Origin of the sequence: Anabaena catenula FACHB-362 (assembly GCF_014698735.1) — a bacterium.
Classification (GTDB): domain Bacteria; phylum Cyanobacteriota; class Cyanobacteriia; order Cyanobacteriales; family Nostocaceae; genus Anabaena; species Anabaena variabilis_A.
This window is the reverse complement of record NZ_JACJTQ010000016.1, coordinates 99120-122097: the sequence shown is the minus strand read 5'-3', so window position 1 is coordinate 122097 and position 22978 is coordinate 99120. Positions and strand designations below refer to the sequence as shown.

The 22978-nt window shown below is 37.9% G+C and carries 21 protein-coding genes and 1 pseudogene; 8 read left to right on the top strand and 14 right to left on the bottom strand.

Going from position 1 to position 22978, the window contains the following annotated elements; translation table 11 throughout:
- Window positions 1-162: 162 nt before the first annotated feature.
- Together H6G68_RS12575 and der are read right to left on the bottom strand one after the other, a co-directional pair.
- On the bottom strand, window positions 163-1092 hold the full coding sequence (locus tag H6G68_RS12575) for an energy-coupling factor transporter transmembrane component T family protein (protein WP_190906955.1): 930 nt from the start codon (window positions 1090-1092) through the stop codon (window positions 163-165).
- 327 nt (window positions 1093-1419) lie between these two features.
- A complete protein-coding gene (der, locus tag H6G68_RS12570) occupies window positions 1420-2784 on the bottom strand; it encodes a ribosome biogenesis GTPase Der (protein WP_127053357.1) in 1365 nt (454 codons plus the stop codon).
- 228 nt (window positions 2785-3012) lie between these two features.
- On the opposite strand from der, the gene H6G68_RS12565 reads away from it, so the two are divergent.
- Window positions 3013-5007, top strand: a complete 1995-nt coding sequence (locus H6G68_RS12565; protein ID WP_242045244.1) for a WD40 repeat domain-containing protein — start codon at window positions 3013-3015, stop codon at window positions 5005-5007.
- 313 nt (window positions 5008-5320) lie between these two features.
- Here H6G68_RS12565 and plsY read toward each other — a convergent pair whose 3' ends face one another.
- From plsY to H6G68_RS12545, 4 genes are all read right to left on the bottom strand, one after another.
- Window positions 5321-6001 carry a glycerol-3-phosphate 1-O-acyltransferase PlsY gene (plsY, locus tag H6G68_RS12560; protein ID WP_190906953.1) on the bottom strand — a complete coding sequence of 227 codons (681 nt, stop codon included), beginning with the start codon at window positions 5999-6001 and terminating at the stop codon, window positions 5321-5323.
- A 145-nt stretch (window positions 6002-6146) separates the two neighbouring features.
- Window positions 6147-7415: a DUF3086 domain-containing protein gene (locus H6G68_RS12555; RefSeq protein ID WP_190906952.1), complete on the bottom strand. Its 1269-nt coding sequence runs from the start codon at window positions 7413-7415 to the stop codon at window positions 6147-6149.
- An 84-nt stretch (window positions 7416-7499) separates the two neighbouring features.
- Window positions 7500-7886, bottom strand: a complete 387-nt coding sequence (locus H6G68_RS12550; protein WP_127053119.1) for a DUF3119 family protein — start codon at window positions 7884-7886, stop codon at window positions 7500-7502.
- A 64-nt stretch (window positions 7887-7950) separates the two neighbouring features.
- Window positions 7951-8736 carry an MlaE family lipid ABC transporter permease subunit gene (locus H6G68_RS12545; protein ID WP_190906951.1) on the bottom strand — a complete coding sequence of 262 codons (786 nt, stop codon included), beginning with the start codon at window positions 8734-8736 and terminating at the stop codon, window positions 7951-7953.
- 369 nt (window positions 8737-9105) lie between these two features.
- Between H6G68_RS12545 and H6G68_RS12540 the strand changes: the two genes are divergently transcribed.
- From H6G68_RS12540 to H6G68_RS12525, 4 genes are all read left to right on the top strand, one after another.
- Window positions 9106-9402, top strand: a complete 297-nt coding sequence (locus H6G68_RS12540) for a hypothetical protein (RefSeq protein WP_190906950.1) — start codon at window positions 9106-9108, stop codon at window positions 9400-9402.
- Between the two features lie 386 nt (window positions 9403-9788).
- Window positions 9789-10610, top strand: coding sequence for a signal peptide peptidase SppA (gene sppA, locus H6G68_RS12535; RefSeq protein ID WP_190906949.1), 822 nt, complete (start codon window positions 9789-9791; stop codon window positions 10608-10610).
- Window positions 10611-10805: 195 nt separating this feature from the next.
- The gene (aroH, locus tag H6G68_RS12530) at window positions 10806-11219 is read left to right on the top strand and encodes a chorismate mutase (protein WP_071190084.1); all 414 of its coding nucleotides are present in this window, start codon (window positions 10806-10808) and stop codon (window positions 11217-11219) included.
- Between the two features lie 39 nt (window positions 11220-11258).
- Complete coding sequence (locus H6G68_RS12525; protein ID WP_016953473.1) at window positions 11259-11546, top strand: hypothetical protein; 288 nt, start codon at window positions 11259-11261, stop codon at window positions 11544-11546.
- A 9-nt stretch (window positions 11547-11555) separates the two neighbouring features.
- Here the strand turns inward: H6G68_RS12525 and H6G68_RS12520 are convergent, their stop codons facing one another.
- Complete coding sequence (locus tag H6G68_RS12520; RefSeq protein WP_190906948.1) at window positions 11556-12485, bottom strand: nucleotidyl transferase AbiEii/AbiGii toxin family protein; 930 nt, start codon at window positions 12483-12485, stop codon at window positions 11556-11558.
- Window positions 12482-13078 (bottom strand): type IV toxin-antitoxin system AbiEi family antitoxin domain-containing protein, encoded by a 597-nt coding sequence (locus H6G68_RS12515; protein WP_190906947.1) that lies wholly within the window; start codon window positions 13076-13078, stop codon window positions 12482-12484. Before H6G68_RS12515 ends, H6G68_RS12520 begins: the two co-directional genes overlap by 4 nt.
- 337 nt (window positions 13079-13415) lie before the next feature.
- On the opposite strand from H6G68_RS12515, the gene H6G68_RS12510 reads away from it, so the two are divergent.
- Window positions 13416-14048 (top strand): hypothetical protein, encoded by a 633-nt coding sequence (locus H6G68_RS12510; RefSeq protein ID WP_190906946.1) that lies wholly within the window; start codon window positions 13416-13418, stop codon window positions 14046-14048.
- 67 nt (window positions 14049-14115) lie between these two features.
- Window positions 14116-14348: pseudogene (locus tag H6G68_RS27180) on the top strand (type II toxin-antitoxin system HicB family antitoxin).
- Between the two features lie 54 nt (window positions 14349-14402).
- Here H6G68_RS27180 and crtR read toward each other — a convergent pair.
- The gene (crtR, locus tag H6G68_RS12505) at window positions 14403-15284 is read right to left on the bottom strand and encodes a beta-carotene hydroxylase (protein WP_190906945.1); all 882 of its coding nucleotides are present in this window, start codon (window positions 15282-15284) and stop codon (window positions 14403-14405) included.
- Window positions 15285-15644: 360 nt separating this feature from the next.
- On the opposite strand from crtR, the gene pyk reads away from it, so the two are divergent.
- Window positions 15645-17411: a pyruvate kinase gene (gene pyk / locus H6G68_RS12500; protein ID WP_190906944.1), complete on the top strand. Its 1767-nt coding sequence runs from the start codon at window positions 15645-15647 to the stop codon at window positions 17409-17411.
- A 303-nt stretch (window positions 17412-17714) separates the two neighbouring features.
- Here pyk and H6G68_RS12495 read toward each other — a convergent pair whose 3' ends face one another.
- The 5 genes from H6G68_RS12495 to H6G68_RS12475 form a co-directional block, all read right to left on the bottom strand.
- A complete protein-coding gene (locus H6G68_RS12495; RefSeq protein WP_190906943.1) occupies window positions 17715-18125 on the bottom strand; it encodes a type II toxin-antitoxin system VapC family toxin in 411 nt (136 codons plus the stop codon).
- Window positions 18122-18352: an AbrB/MazE/SpoVT family DNA-binding domain-containing protein gene (locus tag H6G68_RS12490; RefSeq protein ID WP_190906942.1), complete on the bottom strand. Its 231-nt coding sequence runs from the start codon at window positions 18350-18352 to the stop codon at window positions 18122-18124. Before H6G68_RS12490 ends, H6G68_RS12495 begins: the two co-directional genes overlap by 4 nt.
- A 115-nt stretch (window positions 18353-18467) precedes the next feature.
- On the bottom strand, window positions 18468-19538 hold the full coding sequence (locus H6G68_RS12485; RefSeq protein ID WP_190906959.1) for a glycosyltransferase: 1071 nt from the start codon (window positions 19536-19538) through the stop codon (window positions 18468-18470).
- 17 nt (window positions 19539-19555) lie between these two features.
- On the bottom strand, window positions 19556-20854 hold the full coding sequence (locus H6G68_RS12480; protein WP_190906941.1) for a glycosyltransferase family 4 protein: 1299 nt from the start codon (window positions 20852-20854) through the stop codon (window positions 19556-19558).
- Window positions 20855-20950: 96 nt separating this feature from the next.
- Window positions 20951-22894 (bottom strand): glycosyltransferase, encoded by a 1944-nt coding sequence (locus H6G68_RS12475; protein ID WP_190906940.1) that lies wholly within the window; start codon window positions 22892-22894, stop codon window positions 20951-20953.
- Window positions 22895-22978: the final 84 nt, after the last annotated feature.

Here is a 22978-nt window from a genome sequence, read left to right as displayed (position 1 = left end):
CAGGAGTCAGGAGTCAGGAGTCAGGAGTCAGGAGTCAGGAGTCAGGAGTCAGGAGTCAGGAGTCAGGAGTCAGGAGTCAGGAGTCAGGAGTAAAACCCTCTTGTAGTCGGAGTTTCATTATCAATTGATGTCCTAACCACCCTGTCCACGGCTATATTTTGATTATGAGACTTCCGTTCCAAAGGCAATTCTTAATCCCCAAAATACGATTAAAATTGCGATCGCTAACCAGTCCCCTGTTCTCAATTTTAAATCTTGCCATTTGACTTGATGCTCATTTGGACTGGTAAAGCCACGTACCATCATTGCATTTGCCATTTGATCAGCACGTAAGAGCAGATTTTCTAAAAGTCGTTCAATCACAATTAACCAAACTTTAGCTCCCCCTTTTAATCCTAGCTTTTTCCAATTAATTGCCCTAGTCATCACAGAACGTACTAGATTTTGGACTTCTTCTAAAACTAAAGGAATAAATCGCAAAGATAAAGTTAAAGTTAGAGTAATTTCTGTAACTGGTATCTTGAACCTTCGCAGAGGTTGCATTAAACTTTCCATTCCAGAGGTGATTTCTTCTGGTGCGGTTGTCAGCAGATATAAGTTAGTGCTGTAAATTAAGGTAAAAACAATTGTACTGAGGCTAATTGCTAAATCTAAGGAACGGCGATTTACTTTAATTGGGCCTTGATGAAACAGCACATAGTTGTATTCTTTATTTCTATCTGCTAATTTGGGACTCTCTTTAATTTTCTCAGCATTTGCTGGCGGAGTTAAAACTTGTTCCGTTGCAGGTAAGCGTGGCTGATAACTGACACCCAGCCCATCAGGACTCATAGCACCAATTGCTAACACCATAAATGATAGAATCAATAGCCAGCCCATTTGTTGCCGCCAAACTCGCAAAGGAATCTTGGCAAATACCGTAAAAATAATCAGCAGTAATACTAATAGCACTCGCCAATAGTTGTTAGCGACAACATAGCTGGTGAGAAAGCTCAATAACCAAATTAACTTGACTCGTGGGTCGAGTTTATGTAGCCAAGTTTGCGGGTTTTCTAAGTATAGTCCAAGTGGGAGCGATCGCAGTAAATCCATGTTTAGTTATTAGTCATTGGTCATTTGTGATTAGTCATTAGTTATGACCAACAGACCATAGACCAATGATATCTTGTTCGGTTAAAGACTTACTAATTAAGGCTGACCCACAGACGTTTTTTTGATAAGTAGTAAGAATTCAGGAGTCAGGAGTCAGGAGTCAGAATGCTTATGAAATGAAGAATAGAGAGAGGTGAGATTTTATCAAAATCATCAAAGTTTACTAAAAAAGCCTTTATTCTTCTGAACCGCAGGTCTGCGTAGCATCTTCTGTATTCTCTATCCTGAATACTTACGATAAGTAATTAAACGAACATGATATGACTATTATTTCACACGAGTTGCTCGATTGAGATTGCCAATTTCCGCATCCCGAACTTTTTTACTCCGCCAGAATAACCGAATCGGAGTTCCATCAAACCCTAGTTGTTTGCGAAATTGTCTTTCAATATAACGGCGATAATTGTCATTGAACCGTTGAGCATCGTTGACAAATAGGGCAAATGTCGGCGGTTGGGTACTTACTTGTGTACCATAATAAATCTTACCTTGACGACCGCCTCGTGAAGTCGGTGGAGAATGCCAGCTAATTGCATCTGTGAGGACTTCATTAACTACAGAGGTGGTAACACGGCGTTTGTGTGCCTCTGCTGCTTTATTCACCAATTCTAAAATCTTTTCTACCCGTTGTCCTGTGACGGCACTCACAAAAATTATCTCTGCCCATTCGGTAAAATGCAACCGTCCTTCCAGAGTTTTTTCATAGTCATAGATGGTGTATGAGTCTTTTTCGACAGCATCCCATTTGTTAACTACGATAATGCAAGCTCGTCCTTCTTCGATAATTCGCCCAGCTAATTTTTGGTCTTGTTCTGTGGCTCCATCTTCGGCATCTATAACCAATAAAACCACATCGGCGCGGCGAATTGCTTTAAAGGCGCGGTTAATACTAAAGAATTCTGTGCCGTAATCGATGTGTTTCTTTTTACGAATGCCGGCGGTGTCAATTAAGCGGTAGGTTTGCCCAGACCGTTCGATGACTGTATCAATACTATCACGAGTTGTACCGGAAATAGGGCTGACGATCGCTCTTTCTTCCCCAACGAAGGCATTTAATAAGCTGGATTTGCCTACATTTGGGCGGCCAATAATGGCGACTTTAATTTCGTTATTTTCTTCTACTTCCGTAACGGCGGGGATGTGAACTAGTAACTCGTCCAGAATTTCCCCTGTACCGCTACCATGAATCGCGGAAATCGGGTATGGTTCACCTAACCCCAACTGCCAAAATTCACTAGCTTGCATTGCGCCTTGTTCGGGAGATTCACATTTGTTCACAGCCAGTAAAACAGGAACCGATTGTTGACGCAACCACCCGGCAATTTCTTCATCTGCTGGTGTGGGGCCTGTTTGACCATCTACGACAAAAATCGCAGCACAAGCTTCTCTGAGTGCGATTAATGCCTGTTGGCGAATCAAAGGCAGGAATTCGGTGTCATCGTTAAAGACTAAACCGCCTGTATCTACGACTAAAAAATCGCGATCGTTCCAAAATGCAGGTCGATAAGTGCGATCGCGCGTAACACCCGGTTCATCGTGGACAATCGCCGTTTGATCTCCGGCGAGACGATTAACTAAGGTGGATTTGCCCACATTCGGGCGGCCGATAATTGCAATAATTGGCAGTGCCATAAACCAGAGTGCTGAGTGTGTAGATGTGCTGAGTTTTCTATCTACGTTCTTCACCCAGCACTGTTTTGGAGAACTACTTATCATATCACATTTTTTGGTTTTAGCAACTTTAATTTATGTAATTTTAAATAAAATTGCCAATACAAGTACTACGTCGTAATGTTGCAAAATATAGCAATAGCAATTATACATAAGTATAAACTAATTAAAAGTGTCACAATTAATCACATGAGTAAACGTTCATGGCTAGAAATTAGCGAGTATATATGCTTGGGTTTATCAGTATTGGGAACAATCGCAGCTACTGTGACTCAGCAAGTAGTTTATGCGGCTGTTCCCCTGAGTTTAAGTATGGCGTTAAATTTAGCCAATCGTCCCCGGTTTAATTATTCCCAGTCACAACAACAAATTGAGCAATTCCAGTCAAGTCTGCAAAATATGACAGACAACTTTTACCAAGTAAAGGAAACTATGGATACATCTAATCAGCGTTTGCAACAAATCGAGGCTTGGAGACAACAATTAATCCAAATTATCGACCAAAAAATTGAAATATCAATACAAGAATTGACAGCGAATAGTAACCAATTTAATCAACAAATCCAAGTAGTTAATAACCGTTTAACTGGCTTGGATAATTCCCTGCAAAATTTGAATCAGACAATTCACCAACAAGGAGAAGAATTAATAACAGTTCAAGAATTAAAATCGGAATTGTCACAATTTAATCAACAGATTGAAGTTGTTAGTTCACGATTTGAGCAAATTGAGAACTCGATTAAAAATTGGAGTGAAAGCAGTCAGCAGCAATTAGCAGAATTACGCCAAAATCAAGAAAATCAAACTTTAGAATTTGCCCAACTTAGCCAAAAAATTGAAGTTGTTAATTCACGATTTGAGCAAATTGAGAACTCGATTAAAGATTGGAGTGAAAACAGTCACAAGCAATTAGCAGAATTACGGCAAAATCAAGAAAATCAAGGTTTGGAATTTGCCCAACTTAGTCAAAAAATTGAAATTGTTAAACCTCGATTTGATCAAATAGATAACTCAACACAGCAATTGCATCAAACTATTGAAAAACAATCTGAAGAATTAGAGCAAGTTAGACACAATCAAGATACTGAAAGTTCCAAATTTAATAACCTCTTTGATTCTATCAAACAATCTTTGACAGCATTGGATGTGTTGACAGAATTAGATACTTCATTGGATGCTTTATTAAAACCGTTGCAGACAGAGAATCAGTCAAACAGTCAAACAAATCTGGAATTTAATCAAGCAATTCCAACTACATCTTCATCAGATGAAAACCTAGAAAAATTATTATTTGTAGGTACTTTAAAAGGTCATGATAATAAGGTTCTTTCAGTAGCTTTTAGTCCAGATGGTAGAATATTAGCTAGTGGAAGTGATGATAAAACTATCAAAATTTGGGATTTAGCTACTCAGCAACATCGTACTCTTGAAGGACATGGAGAATCTTCTTGGTCTGGAGGAATTAATTCAGTAGCTTTTAGTCCAGATGGTAAAATATTAGCTAGTGGAAGTGATGATAAAACAATTAAATTGTGGGATATAAATACGGGAATAGAAATTTTCACGTTCACAGGACATGAAGAAAAAGTTTACTCTGTCGCATTTAGTCCCTTGGGAAAAATGTTAGCTAGTGGGAGTAAAGATAAAACTGTCAAACTGTGGTCTTTAGAACAGGGTAAAGAAATTTACTCTTTCAAACTTCATACAGATGATGTTTTATGTGTGGCTTTTAGTCCAGACGGTAAAATTTTAGCTAGTGGTAGCAAAGATAAGACCATTAAAATTGTGTATTTAGGTCAACAAAAAGTCCAAACTATTACAACTGATTCTGATTGGTTCGCAGATATTAATTCTCTTGCATTCAGTCCAGATGGCAAAATTTTAGCTAGTGCTAGTCAGAAGAAGAAAATTCAATTATGGGATATAGAAACCTGTCAAAAGATTCGCACTCTTAAAGGTCATGATGATGACGTTCTTTCTGTTGCATTTAGTCCCAATGGTAAAATATTAGCAAGTGCGAGTAAAGATAAAACTGTCAAACTATGGTTCGTAGATAATGGTGAAGAAATTTCCAGCGTCAAATGTGCTGATGATACAGTTTATTCAGTTGCTTTTAGCCCAGATGGTAAAATATTAGCTGCGGGAAGTGGAGATAAAACGATTACCTTATTTCCTTGTAAGTGAGGCGTGAATTTTATAGTTTACAGCTATTTTCAAGTCAGGTGGGCGTTAAAAAATATAATATAGACTTAACCCCCCAGCCCCCTTCAATAACAAAAGTTGTTCCTTTTCCCTCCCCTGTAGGGGAGGGTTAGGGAGGGGTAGGGAGAGGTGAGAGGGTTAGGGAGAGGTTTACCAGAGAAGTTTTATATTTAATTGCGCCAAGCTACTTAATGATAGTAATTGGTAATTGATGATAAAATTTTCATCTGAATCCTGGAAATCCTTCAATCCTGGAAATCCTGATTCAGACAATTTTCCCTCCTGTCTCCAAGCATTATGCCGTTTGTTCAGTTTCCGTCTCTACCTTCTGCCCAATTTTCGGTTCTGTACCCGCAATTAATCGCTCAATATTACTGCGGTGACGGATAATTACATATAAACCTCCAGCAATACCAAAAAGTATATATGGTAAAGGTTGATTGAAAATTGCCATCAAAATAGAAACAGCAACAGCACCACTAATAGAACTCAAAGACACAATTCTAGATACGGCAATAACAACGGCAAAAATTCCTATTGTTGACAAACCAACCTGCCAACTTAATGCTAACAAAATTCCTATACCAGTAGCCACAGACTTACCACCAGTAAAGCCTAAAAAAATAGATTTACTGTGTCCTAAAATTGCAGCAAATCCAGCTAAAGTTACTAAATAAGGTTGCCAAATTTCTAAATTTATAGTTAACGGGATTAAATTCTGACTAGGAGCAAGATTGCATAAAACATAAACTAGATTTATTGCTAAAACTCCCTTCAAGCCATCAATTAATAACACAAATGCCCCTGGAACTTTTCCTAAAGTCCTCAGTACATTTGTTGCTCCAGTTGAACCAGAACCAACTTCCCGAATATCAATTCCTTTTAACAGCTTCCCGGCTAGATATCCGGTAGGGAAAGAACCCAATAAGTAAGCTATTAAAACAACCGCCCCACACAAAGTTAACCAAATAACCATAATAATTCGTAATGCCTCTTTCAGAGGAGCTTCGCTAACGTAATTCGTAATTCGTAATTATTTGGTCACTAGTCTAGAGTGAAATATCTTGACCAATGACCAATAACTAATAACCAACGACCAATGACCAATGACCAATGACTAATTAAAACTCATCATCATAATCTCTATCTTTCATGGTTTTTGGATCAGGTGCAAAAGCCAACCAGAGAGGGAATTGTAGCAAACCTAGGCTAATTTGCTCCTCAGAATCATCAATAATAATTAAAGGCAATTGATTGGCTTTAACTAATCTATCTGCTTTCTGGGCTAAAGCCGTCGGTGCTTCAAACAAAACCACACCTCTATCAGGGCCAAAATCGGGACGACCAATTCCCAAACAATCTTGTAAACCGCGTCGCCATTCACCTAAACGTTCTGGTGTATTGGCTAAAATTAGAGTACGCACCCGTTCCCCATGTAGTTTGTGTAATATAGAAATCGCCGCCGACGCAATCAAGATATTCTGCAAGCGGCTACCCATTGTCCGTAAAGCACCCCGTCCCCCCAAGGTGAAAAACCAATTAGAAACTCGTTCTGCGTGAATTGGTTCAAAAGTCCGCCGTAACTGCCAAGCAGCACCATAATAATCGGGTTGGTTGCGGTATTGGTCAATTAAACGGCGAATTTGTTTAGTTGTCTCTTGAAACTGTTGTTGAGCTAGTTGCAGTGTCGGGGGCTGTTGTTCAGCAGGTTTCGCTTCTTTGACTGCTGGTTTTTCCCGTTCCTTCACAGTCGGGGCTAATTGCAGCTGCTCGGCTGCGGCTGCTAAATCTTGTAAGCTACCTGTGAGATAGTCTTTAAAACCCTGTACCCGAATTGCTAAATCTTGAGATGTTCCCGCAAAGGTAGTTCGCATTTCATTACGAATGCGTTCTTGTCGTCGTTCTAGTTGTTCGACAGAAATTTGCAACGCTTGTTTACGTTGTTCTAACAGCAATAGAGACTCTTGCACCATTTTCGAGAGTGCAGTTTGAGTTTCACTAACTTGTCCTTGAAGATTTTTGTAAGTAGCTTGGAGTTGAACAATTTCTGCTTTCAGCGCTGTTTCAGTTGCTTGCAACTCGGCGACTCGGTGTGCTGCTTGTACGTATAGTGAATTAAGTTCTGATTCTGACTCCAGCACCCCAGTTTCTACTTCACCTTTGAACTCTTCTGTTGATTCTACTGTCAGAGATTCCGCTGCTATGTTTATTGTTTGTGACTCCAAAGATACATCATCTGCTTGTGGTTCACCTGATGAAATTAGGGTTTCGGTTGCCGGTAATAAATCAGCAGCTAGGTTTTCCGGTGTTTCACCTGTAGAAATTTTTTCTGGTGTTTCTTCCCACCAATCATTAATCGATTCTGGAGTTTGAGATTCCTCTGGGTTCATAAATATATAGTGTAATTCCTAGGAAACGAATAATATCGAAGGCAGGGGAGACGCTCAAGACGAGGATAAAATCACCATTTACCACTAAATACGTGGACAACGCTGTTCCAAACAAGATTTTAAGGCTTTGGGGTCAAATAAAATCGGTAAAAAGTGAATGCTGTTGACTTCTTTAAAATAAAACAGAATGGGAAATCCATTCCAGAAGATTCGCCAATTTTGCCATTCTTGGTAAGGAAAACGCCTAATTAACTTTTCTCCCCGGTAAATATCAAAGTCGGTGGCGGTAAATTGCAACCGCAGTGTGACAGCCTGAAACATGAGAAACAAGCCAAAAATTGCGAACACTCCTCCTACCCAAGGTTGTACTAGCAGTAGTGGAATAGCAGCCAGCACCAAGACGACAGGGATATTGTAACTTGGCTTGAGTTCCACAGTAGCGGTGGTATTAGGCACAGATGAACTAATCACAATCTTGATCTCCTGCTTTGTTAGTAGACATTAATCTTCTATTTTAGTAGTTAAGAGTGAGTCGTTATATCCCTGGCGTAAATCCACCGCCTGTTCCTTGAAACATTAACCAAGAAAGAAAGAAGTTGCTAACGAAGATAATCAGCAAGGCTGTAACCACGGCTGTTGTGGTTGATTGTCCCACGCCTTTGGCTCCTCCTGTTGTCGTTAAACCCCAACTGCAACCAATGGTGGCGATTAAAACACCAAAGCAACCTGCTTTAATCATGGCACTACAGATATCCCAGATGTCGAGAAAGTTACGGGCTGAGTCTAAAAAAACTGCATCTGAAAGATTGTAAACGTTGGTGGCAATTATCAATCCCCCAGTCATGCCGGTGACTAAGGACAGAAGGGTTAAAATGGGCAGCATTAATAAACAAGCAAGAATACGGGGGATAACTAGATAATCAATTGGGTCAGTTTTTAACATCAACAGGGCATCTATTTGCTCTGTGACTCGCATTGTGCCAATTTCGGCTGCAAAGGCAGAACCAACCCTGCCGGCTAAAATTACTGCTGTCAGTACTGGTGTAAGTTCTCTGGTTAAGGCTACCGCCAAAACACCGCCGACGAGGTTTCCAGCACCAAAGTTGATAAATTCCCGCGCTACCTGAATTGTAAAGACTGCACCGACAAAGACGGCTGTTAATAAGGCAATAAATAGGGAATCTGGCCCAACTGCTGCTAGTTGCTCTAAGGTGTTACGCCGATGGATTTTGCCTTTGAGGAGGTGAACTATTACTTGTCCACCTAAAAAAATCGCTGCCAGCAATCGCTGACTCCATGCTCCTAAACTGGATTTAGTCATTAATTCAGTAGTCAGTTATCATTTATCAGTTATCATAAACTGCCCTAACTCCCTAACTTCCCAACTACCCAAGGTGTTACTCAAACATTAAGTTAGTTTAAAGACTCTCTCAGAAAATTAAGCTATTTTTAAGCGCATTGCAACGAATTATTTATAATTTTTTGAAAATAAAACCTTGATTTATCAGGGTTTTCAGGGTTTATAACTCTTTAATTTAGCCTTAGCATTTTAGGGAACGAGTAGGAATTTCTTTTAATTAAAACTTAAGATTTTTGACATCTTCGCTGTTCAGGAGCGATCGCATTTATTGTAGAAGATGACGTGCATCTGTTCAGCCATCATCTACATACTCCCGGAGCTTGCCTGATAATGAGCATATTTACCAACTTTCTCCGCTCCCTACTACTCACTACCGTTTTTAGTTTTATCGCTCCTATATTCTTAGTCGGCAGTATATTAGTCTTCTTATGCCTATTTGGCTACATTCCTGGTTTACAAGGCGTAACTGACGATATTCCCACTCTGATTCTGCATTTTCTCGCCACTTTTGGCACTGGTAGCCCTATTAATGGCTTATTTGTCATTAGTCTCACCTGTGGTTTTGTGGGCGGGCTGTTTGATATCTATGCTTACTATCGATGTCAAATTCTCCGCATTGATTCCTAAGTACTGAATAATGCCTTCGACAGGTGTTTATTAAGTTACAGGAAAACTCATCTTCCCAAAAACCACCGGGTTGCTGCTCTTAACTCAGATTTGAGTTCCTATTGTTAACTACGTATAAGCCATCACAAGTCTTAGTCATTAATAACTCAAGACCATCTTTCGTGCTGGCTGGAAATGGCCTGTTCGTGCCTCTGTTGCCAACACAGTTGACAATTAGTAATTTCAATACACACTCCTTAATAAAGAAATATAGCAAATGAAACTCTACACAAAATCTAAAATTTTCCTTAAGATTTTAAATAGTCCCATACCTGCTCACTATTAGGGAGGTCGTCAGACCGCTGGGCATTTTATATTAAGTTCATTCATAGGTGATGAGATTGCTCATGGTTTGGCCTTTTTCGCCCAGATTTCGGAAACAAATTGCTCGGATTGAGATTACTGGTGCGATCGCCAGTGCCACCCGCAAACGGGTATTAGAAGCCCTGAAAACTGTAGAAGAGAAGAAATTTCCGGCTTTACTGCTACGCATTGATAGTCCTGGCGGTACAGTAGGAGATTCCCAAGAAATTTACAGCGCTTTGAGACGGTTGCAGAAAAAAACCAAAATTGTCGCTAGTTTTGGCAATATATCGGCTTCGGGCGGCGTTTATATCGGAATGGGAGCCGAACACATTATGGCTAACCCAGGAACGATTACAGGCAGTATTGGTGTGATTCTGCGTGGGAATAACCTGGAACGCTTGCTGGAAAAAGTTGGTGTGTCCTTTAAGGTGATTAAGTCTGGCCCTTACAAAGATATTTTGTCCTTTGACCGAGAATTGACAGAAGCAGAAGAGAATATCCTGCAACAGTTGATTGATGTCAGTTATCAGCAATTTGTGCAAACAGTAGCTGAGGGCAGGTCTTTGGATGTAGAAACCGTGAAAACTTTCGCTGATGGCCGGATTTTTACAGGAGAGCAAGCCTTAAATTTGGGCGTTGTAGACCGTCTGGGAACAGAAGAAGATGCACGTCGCTGGACTGCGGAATTAGTAGGACTTGATCCAGAGAAAACTCCTTGCTATACGCTAGAAGAACGTAAACCATTATTGAGTCGAGTTCTACCAGGGAGCCGTCTGGTGAACTCCAGAATTGGGGCTGGAATTGATTGGCTCGAATTTGAAATATCTACTAGTGGTTTACCCTTGTGGTTGTATCGACCGTAAATAAATTGTCAATAGTCACTAGTACCCCAGGGGGGAATTAAAAATTAACAATTAAAAATTAAAAAAGCAGATGACACTAGCTTTTCAGTAATTTTTAATTGTTGTTTGAGTTACTCTATGCTGCACTAGTTAATAGTCTTTGTACTAATGACTAATGACTAATGACCAATGACTAAATAAAGGAGGATTTTAGAAGTGGAATGGCAAATACGAGCGATTCGTGGCGCAACAACCGTTGCAGAAAATAGAGTGGAAGCAATCCGAGAAGCGGTGACAGAATTACTTGATGAACTCGAAGAACGGAATCAACTTGAACCAACAGCAATTTTGAGTGTTACTTTTTCTGTCACACGAGACTTAGATGTTATTTTCCCCGCTGCGATCGCTCGTAGTCGTCCTTTATGGGATAGTGTGGCTATGTTAGATGTCCAGCAAATGCACGTTGAGGGCAGCTTACAGCGTTGCGTTCGGTTTTTAATTCACGCCTATTTACCAACTTCTGCCCCTATTCACCACATTTATTTACGTCAAGCGGCTAAATTGCGCCCAGATTGGGGTTTACCGCAAACGTTACAAACTTCACAGCCAGTAATTAAGACAAAAGCTTAAAATCAGCAGGTCAATAATATATGTAAAAATTAGCGCCAAATGAGCTATTACAATGGTGACGCGGCTGCTCAACCTGCTGCTATTGGTGGGAGTATTTTCACTCATCGAGGAACTGGTGTTTGTGTAAAGTTAGAGGATTTTTTGAATATTCTCTCCAAAGGTGAAGAGCCGCTTGTCATTGTCACTAGTGAAGGTTATTTTACGAAAATATATAAATATGTGACGGCGTATAAGGGTTTTGTGTTTTTTACAGAATCCTTAGATAAATTGCAATTTGGTAGCAATATTGAGGTGATTTACGCGCAGAGTTTAGGGACGGATATTTGATAAAATCAATCAATTATTTGCATCTTCCCACTTTCCCGATGTATTCCATAATTTGTCAAAGGTTTCATTTTCAGCAGCAGCTAGGCAAGGTGGCATAATAAAATCTTTAATTTCGTTAATTAATTCACCAAATGAATTCGGTGTATCTACTATTTTCAATTTATTTTTAAACGCTTGCCACTGTTTTTGCTTATCCGAATCATTAGCAAACTCTTCAGTTAAAGCTAAAGGTTCTTTGACTGGTATTTCTGTTTTTCGTCTCTGAAAAGTGTTGATGAATGCTTGACTAAGTAAGTCTCCTTGAAATTCAAAATTCTGACAAAGAAACCAAATATCATAAAAATCTTTGATCCGACTATTTCTTATCCCCAGAGAAACCATTGCTTGAAACTTTTCAGCAACTACTGTTTCACGAGGATATATTCGTAAACGTGGTTTTGGTGTATTTAAAATAGGTTCTATTTCTACTTCTTCAGCATCTGGTGTAACAGCATCACCAAATCCTATATCTACTTGAATACTAATTTCAATTTTAACTAATTGTCCTTTTAATTTAATTCTGACTCCTTCATACTCCTGATCTTCTTTGATTAATTCTCCTTTAACTGACTCTGGTAAAAAGATAATTCCATCTTCTTCACAGTGAATTGCACAAACTTCTTGATAAACATTTACTAAATATTCAATTTCATTATTGCCAAAACACAGTAAATCTAAATCTTTTGTTGCTCTGTGAGGTTCTCCATTCCACACCTTGAAGAGAGTAGCACCTTTCAAAATATACTGTTTTTGATATGGAGATTGACTGAGCCTGTATAGTAGCCTTTCTCCAAAGTAGCGCGTCAATAAATAGTTATAATCTTCACCTCTTTTTTTAGCTAAAGTCAATAATTTAGCTTGGATAGATGCTGCGATATTAATAGGCTTTTTCGATATCATGTGAGTGATTCTAGATAAGGACGCATTACATTATGTACTCGGCAAATTTTGGCATAATGCCATATTTCGTCCATTGAGCATTTTCTTTTTTGCAAACATTCGCGCAATGCTTCCAAAGCAACATCAAGACCAATTTTGTTACGAAATTTAAAACAATCAGCAATTGTTTTAGGCAAAGAATATATACTAACTGGCACGCCTTCTATGATATGTTCTTCAATTCCCTCTTCTAGAGATTTACCAGACATATAAACGATTCTTAGTGGTAGAAGATGATCTTTAGGAGGACGAGATTTTTGAGGAATTGCCAGCCAAACTTCAAAAGGTGTTTGTGTAGTTAGCTGATAAAAACTTAGTGCAGATAGAAGACAAACTACTCCATTAGGAACTCTTTTAGCTACTTCTACTAGGGTGTGATTTGCTGTAATTTCTGCATCTGCCAAGGTGTAAATACCACGAGCAGAACGTACAAGTATTCCTTGGTTTTCCAGGCGTTTCAAATACTCTCTGTGAATACCTTTCGCTGCAATGTCTTTTGCTCTAATTACACCAGTTTGAGCAGCGTAATTCAGTATTTTATCTGTTTTCGACATAATTACATAGTTTATGTACCTGTTGTGTAACTTTTTTTAGCTTTGTGGCGAAGTGTGGATAGTTGTTGCTATTTACCAACATTTTATCACAAAAATTTGTTCAGGTAATATGATTGCCTATCAAGCATTTCAGTAATAAAAGCTTGCAGTGTAAAAAAAGTATTTTGCAAGGGTAATGCTGGACAGTTTACGTAATTACAGGTTATTTTGTTTTAAATAGCGTCTTTACGTATTCTTACGGTGTCCCAGTAGCTTGATAATTTGTATATTTATTTAACAGCGCGTGCCTGAATTACAAAATCAGGTGATCGCACTTGTTCTTTATTAATTATTGAAAATGACACCTTTAAACAATCAGGTAATTAGCGATCTAGAGAAAGAGGCAATTGCTGAAACTGTACATGAGACGTTATCAGAGTTTCGTGATGAACTCAAGAAAATAGTAAAGCTTGGTAATGCAGTTTATACAGATATCCTGGAAGGATCATGTTTTTACTATGCAGCTTTAGGGGCTGATGTTTGTACAAAAGTTTTAGAAATGAAATGTGATGACAGAGTATATGCACTGCAAGCAGGAGGTTTTAAAATAATGACTGATCCATTATCATTTTTTGAGTATAAAGGGGATGGTTTTGATCAGAACAACTACCATTGCTGGATTGCTGGACCACTGCCACGAAAAGATGATGGAAAGTTTGAAATAATTGACTTTACTGTTAGACATTATAAAGCCCAAGTAAATAAAACACCAAATTTAAGCTGGAAACGTGAAGATTTAGAAGGTATAAATTTTATTTGGGATTATCCAGATAATCTTCATAATGAGAAAGGCATAGAATTTTTTTCTAACGACTCTATTACTAAAAGTATGTATTTTCAATGGCAAGATGATCCTGATCGGAAAATGATCCTGGAAAAATCTGAAGAAATTTTGAATCGCAAACTTGCAAATTTGGAAAATCAAGCATAATAATTCTAGACGATATCATCTAGTGCAAGTGCAGTCTCAAAAATGTATACTAGGCATTTTTTGAATGATAAGTAAACTCAAGTACCAAATGATAATTCAATGGTCTGAGTTCAATGGTCTGAGGAAGATAATTGCTTCTTAGTAGGATTCCCTGATTTCCCTGGACAAAAATGGCGCACTCATGGAGATACTTACAAGTTAGCAGTAACGAATGGAATTGAAGCCTTAGACTCTCTAATTATTGCTTACGAAGCTGCGGGTGATGCACTTCCAAAACCGACAGTTTGTAATGCAGCATAAAGAAGGATTTACACCTTGTAGAGACGTTCCAGAAAACGTCTCTTTTTCAACAAATTAGTGGTGAAAATGAATACCTATGAAAACATCATACAAGAACTCAAAAAAGTCCTTTTTCTGCAACAATCCTGAAGTTTGCGGACTACCCTTTTCATCCAATAACGGCTTCATCAAATAATAAGCCGGCTGGTAATTATACCAAGGAATCGAAGGCCACAAATGATGAACTAAATGGTAATTCTGCCCCAAAATCAGGATATTGAGAACTTTACCAGGATAGACGCGGGCATTTTTCCAGCGACTTCGCTCCACAAAGGGACGATGGGGTAAATAATCAAAAAATAACCCCAAAGCAATTCCTACCAAGAACGCCGGAATAAACCAAAAATTGAGAATATAGCCCAAAAAGTGATATTGGACAGAAATATAAACAATAGTAATGACAATTAAACGGCTAATAAACCATTCCAGTAACTCATATTTGCGCCACAATTGCCGTTGAAAGAAAAATACCTCATGGTATAAAAATCTGACTGCAATCAACCACAATGGACCACCTGTAGAGACATAATGATCAGGGTCATCTTGAGGATGATTCACATTACCATGATGCTGCAAATGTACCCGTGTAAAAACTGGAAAAGCAAAAGCTAAAATTAAGGCACTACAATGCCCTAACATGGCATTAATCACACGGTTGCGATGGGCTGACTGGTGACAAGCATCGTGAATTATTGTCCCAGAACAATGCAAGGCCAGAGTGTTAATGCTAAAGCATAGCCAATGTGGCCATTCCCAAACCCAATAACCAAAGTTAGATAACACCAACATTGTCACCACTACAAAAAACAGCAGTAGCGTGGGATTAAAATCACCAGGAGGTGCTAAAAGTTCTTTGGGTGGGATTGTCAGTGGCTTTTGTGCCTCCGACGTGAGCATTACTAACTCCTTCTTTATCAAATATTACGAATATACAACAATTCTTAGTAAAGAGTAAAGTTATATAAAGCTTTGTATGGCAAGATTTATCTGCTGTCTTTGCTGATGAGCGGATGAATGGCGTTATGATTCCAGACTAGACTTAAGTATTTGCTGACGGGTAAAGTTTGACCAGTGCTAATGCTTGAATGGCAAAAATCTCCCTTAAGAAGGATGCAGATAAGATTGGTGTACTATGTCTAGTCTATCCCGCTGATTCCTTCTCTAACTGCTGACATCATTGATATAGCAGTGACTGAAAAGGAGATGCCGCTTACTATACGATTACTTCCCAGATAGATTATTTTGAAATCAGCCCCTATGCAATTAAGAGATTCTCTGCGCCGAACCAAAATTGTTGCTACTATTGGGCCTGCTACCAGCAGTCCAGAAATGCTGAAGGCAATTATTGAAGCGGGTGCAACAACACTGCGGCTAAACTTCTCCCACGGAACTCATGCTGACCATCAGCGTAGTATTCGCCTAATTCGGCAAACTGCTTTTGAACTCAATAGACCGGTAGCAATTCTCCAAGATTTGCAAGGGCCAAAAATTCGCTTGGGTAAGTTTGAAAATGGTTCTATAATTTTGGCGAAGGGCGATCGCTTTACTTTAACAAATCGTCCAGTTGTAGGAACCCAAGAAATCAGTTGCGTTACCTACGATTATTTAGCCGATGAAGTCCCCGTCGGTGCCAAAATCCTCCTCGATGATGGACGAGTGGAAATGGTCGTAGAAGGCATTAACCAGGAAAAAGGCGATTTGCATTGTTGCATTACTGTACCTGGTAAACTTTCTAACAACAAAGGTGTAAACTTTCCGGGAGTTTACTTATCAATTAAGGCTATGACCGACAAAGACCGCGAGGATCTGATGTTTGGTCTAGACCAAGGTGTAGACTGGGTAGCGCTTTCCTTTGTCCGTAACCCTCAGGATATTATCGAAATTAAAGAGCTAATTTCCAGTACCGGCAAAAATGTCCCTGTAGTTGCCAAAATCGAAAAGCACGAAGCCATTGAACAAATGGAAGCAGTTCTGTCTTTGTGTGATGGTGTGATGGTTGCTAGAGGTGACTTAGGGGTAGAATTGCCAGCAGAAGATGTACCCATACTGCAAAAACGCTTGATTGCTACAGCCAACCGCTTGGGTATTCCCATCATTACCGCTACCCAAATGCTAGATAGCATGGTCAGCAACCCCCGTCCTACCCGTGCGGAAGTCTCCGATGTGGCCAACGCGATTTTAGACGGTACAGACGCGGTAATGCTTTCTAATGAAACTGCTGTTGGTAGTTTCCCCGTGGAAGCAGTAGCCACCATGGCCAGAATTGCTGAACGCATTGAACAGGAAGAAACCCTAAACTCCAACTCCCGTCAGTCACGAGATAATCGGCGTTCTATTCCTAATGCTATCAGTCAAGCTGTTGGTCAAATTGCTGAGAATTTGGGCGCAGCAGCAATTATGACTTTGACACAAACCGGTGCTACAGCCCGCAACGTTTCTAAATTCCGTCCCAAAACGCCAATTTTAGCCATTACACCTCATGTAAATGTAGCGCGACAGTTGCAAATGGTCTGGGGAGTAAAACCCCTATTAGTGCTAGAACTACCTTCCACTGGTCAGACATTCCAAGCAGCTATAAATGTTGCTCAGGAAAAAAACCTCTTAACTGAAGGTGATTTGGTGGTGATGACTGCTGGTACACTTCAGGGGGTTTCTGGGTCAACAGACTTGATTAAGGTGGAAGTGGTGACTGCTGTACTAGGTCAGGGAATTGGTCTAGGACAAGGTTCAGTCAGTGGACGCGCTAGGGTAGTTCATACTGCTATGGATGCAAGTAACTTTAACTCTGGAGATATTTTGGTGGCATCCCGCACTGGTGTTGATTTTGTGGAAGCAATTCGCAAAGCTGGGGGGATTATTACTGAAGAGGAAAGTCTCACAAGTCACGCTGCTGTCATTGGTTTACGTCTTGGTGTACCTGTCATTGTGGGTGTGAAGGAAGCGACAAAGGTAATTAAAGATGGGGCGATTTTGACTTTGGATATGCAACGGGGTTTAGTTTACTCTGGGGCTGTGGGAACGTAGAAAATTAAAAATTAAGAATTAAAAATTAAAAGAATAATTAATTTTTAATTTTTAGGTTTTCAAATAATAGGAGGTAATGGGTAATTTTTAATTATTCCCTCTTGCCTCTTGCCTGTTCTCTACAATTTACGTTAGTTCAATTTAGAGAGTCATCACCAATTAAGAAGCGTAACGCTTTCGGGCAACGGGGTGCAATACTCAACTGGGCGCGTTGTCCAATTGAGAATATTAAAAATGTATGTATAGAGTATATTCATTGAATATTTTAAATTTTACTTATAATGATATCACTGTATCGATGTATCAAGATTCTGGAACTATTAGTTCTACAGTGGGAAAATAAGTACGGTAGCGATTGACATCTCTAGTTAAAAGTATCATGTTTGTAACGGCTGCATGAGCGCCTATGTAGAAGTCAGGTAAAGGAGATTGTTTAGTTCCACCTTGTTGACGATATTTTGTAAAACATTTCCCTGCTAAAAATGCTGCTTCCCAAGGAAGGTCTAAACGGTGAAAAAATTTTATAGGTAAAATGGCTTCTAGTTCTTCTATCTTTTTAAAACCAATTGAGACTTCGGCATAGATAATGGGATTAATGTTAAGTTTTGTCTTTTCAGCATATTCAGTTAACTTATTAGCCGACCAATCAAACCAATTTGCATCTTCTGTGACAATATCAAGGATTATATTGCTATCAACCAGTATTTCCTTCATTCGTCTTGTCTCGTTAGTGCCATTATTTCATCAGTTGTCATTTTGACTGTGGCTTTACCTCGCATTTTTTCTATCAGAGTTTTACCAGAGGTGGGTTTCGCTTTGGTTTTTTTTACGTAAACTGCATCTCCGATGACTTCAAATTCTACTTCTGTGTTGGGTGTAAGTCCTAATTGCTCTCGTATTTCTACGGGAATAGTTACTTGTCCTTTGGATGTAATTCTCATGTTATTACTCTCAAGTAAGAATTTTCTTACTTTTAGTATTACATATTTGAGTCTTGAAGGAAAGTTATTTTTTATCCATTGTCGAATTTCCTCCTGTTTAGGATATTAAATTCTCTTAAAGATATTGTTTTAAAACTTCAACTGTAGCAAGTCCGGTTTTTTCCCAACTAAATTGATTTGCTCTGGTGATACCTTTTTGAGAAAGTTGTTTTCTCATTTCTGAATCATTTATAATTGCTTGCATTGCTGCTGTGATTTCCCCCACGTTGTAGGGATTAATCAGAATAGCAGCATCACCAGCAACTTCTGGAAGGGAGGAAATATTAGAAGTAATCACGGGTGTACCACAAGCCATTGCTTCTAGAACTGGTAAACCAAACCCTTCCCAAAGACTAGGAAAAACTAGCGCAAGTGCTTGATTGATGATGATTGGTAATTCGTCGTAAGGTACGTAGTTAAGGAATTTAACGAGATGAGTTATTTGTAATTCTTCAAGTTGTTTTTCTAATAATGGAGTGTAACGTTTATCGGTGGGACCTGCTAACCATAGTTCATAATCTCCCCTGTTAGGTAGGGCAGCAAAGGAACTGATGAGTCGTTGAATGTTTTTGTAAGGGTCTTGACGACCGATATATAGGAAGTAATTGCTGGTGGGAAGGTTGAGAAATTGGAAATGAGTGCGATCATATGCTAGAGGAATTGGTGTTATTTTATTAATAGGAATTTGGTAAAAATCGGTGATGTCTTTAGCTGTTGCTTCTGAGTTACAAATAATATGTTGTGCTTGGTTGAAGACTTGAGGGGTGTAGTAACGATGGTATGGTGTGAGCGGTGAGAAGCGTTTAGGAAAGCGTAGAGGTATCATATCGTGAGACATGACGATAAAGCGACAGTTAGCGTAGAGGGGTGCTTCTGGAATGGGGGAAAATAGGAGATGGGATTTGAGGTTTTTATAGATTTTTGGTAGTTGGAATTGTGTCCAAACTAAGCGGCGTAAATGTCCTTTAAAACCTTGTTCTGGAGTTAAGTTAGGTGGTATTTGGTAGCAGGTATAATCAGGAAGTAAACTTGAAATCAGTAACGTGGGATTTAGATACTGAAGGTAAAGAAAGATATTATTAGCGTAAGTTGTTATACCTGTTGGTTTTCTGGATAGAACAGAGAGATTAATTAACAAATTTTCTATTTCGGCTTAAATTTACTTTAACTACATAAATGAGAGAGGAATTCTTCAGCACATTCTTTCCAAGAGAATGGTTTATATTTATTCTTGATGATATCTACCAGATGGTTGTAGTAAATATCTGAATCAATCAGTTTTTCTAAAGTTTGGTAAAGTTCTACTGGTTGATAAGGATCGAAGTATATACAGAATTCTCCCCCTACTTCAGGTAAAGAACCACCATTACTTGAAATTACAGGTTTACCATATTGTAGAGCTTCTACAACTGGTAAGCCAAATCCCTCATAGAAGGAAGCTTGAACTAAACAGTAACAGTGTTTATAGAGAATTTTTAGCTGAGAATCAGTAACAGCATTAAATATATGTATGAGCTTACCATACATCTTATCAGACTCTATTAGCATATCAGTCTCTGGGTGCCATCCTTTATTACCCGCAAAGACCAGATATATATCTTCACGGTTTGAATTTATCAATAAGTTAAATGCTTCTATAATAGCTTTGATATTTTTGTGAGGTACTAAACTGCCAACTACTAAAATATACCGCTTATTAAGTAAATTATTTAAATTTTCATCACAATTATTATCATCATAATTTAGCAGAAAATCAGAATTTGAGTAGTTACATCCCAAGCGAAAGTTCTTAATTATCACATTGGTATTGTTAGCTAATAAACCATTATTTTGTGCATTCTTGTAATCCTCGGCGCTATTCTTAGATATACATAAAACTTTATCGAATAGTTTAGAGTAATCGACATAGAATTGTGTATAAGCCTCAGCAAATTTTTTGGAGCAGAAATTTGGAAATTTTATTGGTATTAAATCGTAACAAATAATTGTTATAGTAACTTTATTAAGTTTTAATTTTTTTAAAAAATTGTAGTAATTCTTAGGTAAATCCCAATTAGCATCAGCTATTACATAAATGTCTTCTGGTAATATTTTAAATCCCTCAAACTCTAGACAAGCATCTTTGCGAATATATTGCTTCAAATAGAGTAAGTGCACCAAAAATGATAGTCTATTTATAAATTTATTTTTGGCCTTATAGAGTAGCAATAAAAGTTCTTTACTTATTTTAGTTAAGGGGTTGAGATACGGTTTACTTTTAGTAGACAAACTAGGATTGTCTGGATCAAGAGTAGTCACCCTGCGTATAAAGTAACCATCAAACATAACGGTTATTACTTCTATATCTGGATATCTTGAACGAATATTCAATAACTCGCCTGTCAGTTCACGAACTACTCTATGAATTCCAGTATTTTTATATGTATATTTTGCTGTATGAGTACAATCTATAAATATTCTCATTTAAGATCCTTTGAAAATTTAAAAAAAATTTTTTATTTTTGCCGAATATAAAAATTAATAAGCTTCCCAATAAGAATCGCTCACTAATGGAAAATATTATAATAGCTGATCGTCCATAGGTATTTTCAGGGCTTTTTTGAGTTGAAACCAAGCATTGCGTAATTTCCAAAATTTACTAGTTTTTATGGCTTCGATTACATTCAAAGTATATTGTAATTGGAACTGTAATTCCTCTAAATCTATATTTGAATTAGCTTGAGTAAAGCTTGAGTTTATGTCCACAGGGGATAATATAAATCGTGATGAAGGAAAAGATTTTTTCCAGAACATATGCCTTATACGCTTAATACTTTCTTCCCATAAATAATTACCTTCAAATGTAGAATTTTCGGCTTTAGAGGATCGCCAATAAAATTCACAAGTAGCTTCATAGGTAAATATAAATTTTGTTTTTCTGCATAAATTTAACAGTAAAAACATATCTTCAGCGACCCTTAGTTCAGGATCATGTTTCAAATCTTCATCTATCAAAGAACTTCTAGCAATGAAGCTATTAGATGTAATAAAATTATTAAAAATTAATAATTTATTGATATCAAAAGGTTCAAAATATGCTAACTCTGATGTTTCTTGAAGCAAATTGTGTTTGTTAATTTGGCGAAAATCGCTTTCATTAGATTCCCAAACACGAATAGAACCTGAATAGGCTACTCCTATTTCATTGGATTTTTCTAAGAGAGAAACTAAAGAATAAATGTGGTTGGGATGAATGGAATCATCATCATCTAAAATACCGAAGTATTCTGCATCAACAGCATTTATACCTGCTATCATTTGGGTACTTCTGAATCCAGAAAATTCGGTTTCGATTGTTTTGATGGGAAATTTACCTTCATAGTCTTTTAAAAGAGAGTCTAAATAATCTAATTGTTTATATTTAACTATTATTACACCTATGTTGTTGTAAACTTGGCTGGCAATACTATCTAAACAGCGTTTGACCATACTTGCATCTCGATCTCCCACTCTGACAATTATTTCAACAGATTTATCACTTGCTCTTTTAGTATTGTTGAAAGTTGTTAAAAAACCCTTTTCTCTAATTAATTTCTTATGATGTTGTACTATTCCTAATAGTAAATTCTCAAAACTGTATTTTTCGGTAAATATTTTATGTGCCTCAGCAGACATGGCTAAAGCGTCTTTCTGATTATTTTGTATCCATCGCACATATCTAGATATTTGATTTACTTTTTCTATTGGACTCAAGTCTGAACTAATATAAAAAACTGAGTCGCCAAAAGACTCTTTAATAAAGGGATGTTGTTCACAAATCGCTACTGCGCCAGAAGCAACAATTTCAAATATTCTCATGGATGGAATTGAGGATATTCGATGTTCTTCTTTGTGTAAACACAAGCCTAACCCGGCTTTATTCAGAGTGTTTAAAACACTTGTTCCATCAAATGGAAGTAATCCTTTGTATGAATGCTTTAAGTGTTTCCAGGCTTTTTGAGGGCCATAAATTTCCATGTAATCTTTAGTATCTAAATGTTGAAATAGCTCTTGAAAACGTGTACCATCCCAGTTAGTTCCTATATAAACTAAATGAGGATTATCAAGAGATGGCATTTGATATTGAGTTTGATGACAACTAGTATAAAAGGGAGCTATAAAAAATTTCTTATTTGTTCCAAATAAAATATCTTTTAACCACGTGTTAATTTGCACAGAAGAAGAAAGATAAGCATCGTAGCTCAAAATATTTTCTTTTGCTTTTTCTCTCTTGATTGCAATTTCATATTGATCAAAAAAATCAGGAGGATTCCACATACATCCATAGGTAGGAAATCCTGTTAATTTTGGTGTTTTGAAGTGAAGTACCAATACAAAATCAGGATTAAATTTCTTTATTTCTATAGATGAAGCAACTTCAATAGATTCCCATCCTAAGTTCTTAGCAGCTAAACAAATTCTCTCTGCTAGTTCTGTTTCTGCAAAATTTTCACCGAAAAACTCATTATAAATTGCTATTCTCATGCTAATTTCCTATTTAATTATGTGCAAGCTCAAGATTTTTCTTGATGAAGAAAATAAAGTATGTTTTGATTTTTTCGTAAGAAA